Genomic DNA, 2789 nt, shown 5'->3' with positions numbered 1-2789 from the left:
CTCTAAACGTTGACCGACCCAATTATTATGGGCTGGTAGGAGTTTTTTTCCTCGATGAATTAGAGATAAATTCAAATTACTGCTAGAGTTGAGAATTTTGGCCAAACGGGACTGCATATTTAAAGCTAATTCGACCCCGCCTGCGCCACCACCAACAATGACGATATTGAGAGGATTATTAGGGTTACTAACCGCTTTTTTGAGGATTTCTTGCCATCCTTCCCGAAAAATCGGCACTGGTTTGGCGGGGATAGCGTACTCTTTAGCACCGATAACATTATCCACTGCCGGAATGCTGCCGATATCGATCGAGAGATAATCAAAGGGAATCTGTAAAGAATTATTACAAATTACTTGACATTTTTCCGTATCTATAAAATTAGCCTTGGCTAAACAGAATTGCGCTTGAGAATACCTAGCTAGAGAAGGTAAATCGATATGAGTCTCGGCAAAATCATAAAAACCGGCGATGTGGCCAGGTAACATTCCCGAATAGGGGGTATGGGTGACATCGCTAATTAAAGTTAATTGAACGTTTTTTAGGGGTGATTGCCCCCAAAGACGAAGGGCGATCGCATGACTATGGCCACCACCGATAAAAACTAGACGCTTGACTAAATCCATAAAAAAAGGGGATTGCTGCCGGAAAAGTTAAATTCTAATGAATATATGTTCTGACACAGAAATTCTGTTGCAAGATCGAGGGTAGATAGACAAAAACTCAAGGCATCGGGGCCAGGAACTTTTAACCAATGACAGTAAATTGGGATTTTGATCTTTTCGGACTCGATATTCTTAAGCAAATTCTATCTAGTATCTTCGCTTCCCAATAGAGAGAAGTCTATGCAAGAAGTTTATATCGTGGCCGCTGTCCGGACTCCAATTGGTCGTTTTGGTGGGGGATTAATGGGATTATCCCCGGCGGATTTAGGGGCAACAGTGATGAAATCCGCCCTAGAAATCGCTAATTTGCCCCCAGAAGCCCTAGATTTGTACATTTTCGGCAATGTTTTGGGATCTGGTCATGGTCAGTTAATTCCCCGACAAGCGGCGATTAAAGCGGGAATTCCCGTAAGCGTGGACGGATATCGGGTGGATATGGTTTGTTCTTCGGGAATGATTGCCGTTAGTAACGCTGCCACCTCAATCCGCGCCGGAGAAGCGGATCTCGTCCTCGCTGGTGGTATAGAATCCATGTCCCAAACTGGCTTTTTTCTCTCCCATCGGGCCCGGTGGGGTTATAAATTCCTTATGGGTGCGCCGGAACAATTAACGGATTTATTACTGCACGATGGCTTAACCGATGCTACCACGACTGAGGGCATGGGTTCCCAAGTTGATCGCCTCTGTCTCGATCGCGGGGTTTCTCGGCAAGCATTAGACGAAATTGCCGCCTTATCCCACCAAAGAGCGGCCACAGCCACAGAAAAAGGCTGGTTTAAGGGCGAAATCGTGCCAATTGAGCTTAAATCTAAGAAAGGTTCCACAATTATCGCTCAAGATGAGGGTATTCGTTCCGATAGTACCCCAGAAGGGTTAGGAAAACTGCGGCCGGCTTTTAATCCATCGGGAGTTTTAACCGCAGGGAATAGTAGTCAGATTTCCGATGGGGCCGCCGCTATCCTTTTAGCCAGTCAAAAAGCTGTGGATCAGTACGGTTTAAAACCAATTGCCAAAATCCTTGGCGGCGCTGTGGGTGCTGGAAAAACTGATCGCTTTCCAGAGTTCCCCGTCCTAGCGGTGAAAAAATTACTATCATCTTTAGATAAAACGATCGAAGATTTCGATTTAGTGGAAAATAACGAAGCTTTTGCCTTAAATAATCTGCTTTTTGAGATGGATCTGGGGTTAGCGAGGGAAAAACAAAACGTTCACGGTGGTGCGATCGCATTGGGTCATCCCATCGGCGCTTCCGGAGCGCGAATTCTGGTGACGTTAATTAACGCGTTGAAAGTACAGGATAAAACCCTCGGTATGGGGGCCATCTGTCATGGGACCGGTGGCGGAACAGCGATCGCAATTGAAAGAGTTTAGGAGGAAAAAGCTATGGTATCTCTCGGACTAGAGGAGAAAGTTATCGTCGTTACCGGCGGAAATCGAGGCATTGGGGCGGCTATTGTCTCTCTTTTGATAGAATTGGGGGCCAAGGTGGCTTACACGGATTTAGTCACCGATAATCCCCAGGGTTTAGGCATTGTCGCCGACGTGACTAAGTTGGAATCCATGGAAGCGGCAGCTCAACAAATTGAAGCGGAATTGGGACCGGTTTACGGTATCGTCGCTAACGCGGGGATTACCAGAGATAACTTTTTCGCTAAATTAACGCCGCTAGATTGGGATTTAGTGATTAATGTCAACTTAAAAGGGGTTAATCACACGATTAAGCCGTTTATTGAGGGAATGTACGAACGACAAGCGGGATCGATCGTTTGTATTAGTTCTATTTCCGGTGATCGCGGTAATGCCGGCCAAACTAATTACGCAGCCACAAAAGCGGCAGTTATCGGTTTAGTCAAATCCCTAGCGCGAGAAGCTGCCCGTTATAATATTCGCGCCAATGCGATCGCACCGGGGTTTATTAACACGGAAATGACTTTAGCGATTCCCGATAAGGTTCGCGATAAAATCACCGCCGAAATTCCCTGTCGTCGCTTCGGTGAACCCGCAGATATCGCCTGGGCAACTGCCTATTTACTCTCTCCTATTGCCAGCAGTTATGTCTCTGGAGAAGTCCTCAGAGTTAATGGGGCCCACCACACCTAATCAGTTATCAGTTATCAGTTATCAGT

At 46.3% G+C, this 2789-nt stretch carries 3 protein-coding genes; 2 read left to right on the top strand and 1 reads right to left on the bottom strand.

All coding sequences use genetic code 11. The features are described from left to right. On the bottom strand, window positions 1–624 hold a 624-nt coding region (locus tag PX484_RS13400; RefSeq protein WP_288104219.1), incomplete at its 3' end, for an FAD-dependent oxidoreductase. Between the two features lie 219 nt (window positions 625–843). Here PX484_RS13400 and phaA point away from each other — a divergent pair. Both phaA and phaB read left to right on the top strand, forming a co-directional pair. Further along, the gene (gene phaA / locus PX484_RS13395; RefSeq protein ID WP_287765116.1) at window positions 844–2034 is read left to right on the top strand and encodes an acetyl-CoA acetyltransferase PhaA; all 1191 of its coding nucleotides are present in this window, start codon (window positions 844–846) and stop codon (window positions 2032–2034) included. Between the two features lie 12 nt (window positions 2035–2046). After that, a complete protein-coding gene (gene phaB / locus PX484_RS13390) occupies window positions 2047–2763 on the top strand; it encodes an acetoacetyl-CoA reductase PhaB (RefSeq protein ID WP_002801052.1) in 717 nt (238 codons plus the stop codon). The last annotated feature ends 26 nt before the right edge of the window (window positions 2764–2789 follow it).

The sequence above is a fragment of the Microcystis sp. M49636_WE2 genome (assembly GCF_030065375.1).
Classification (GTDB): domain Bacteria; phylum Cyanobacteriota; class Cyanobacteriia; order Cyanobacteriales; family Microcystaceae; genus Microcystis; species Microcystis aeruginosa_C.
This window is presented reverse-complemented; position numbering and strand designations above follow the sequence as displayed.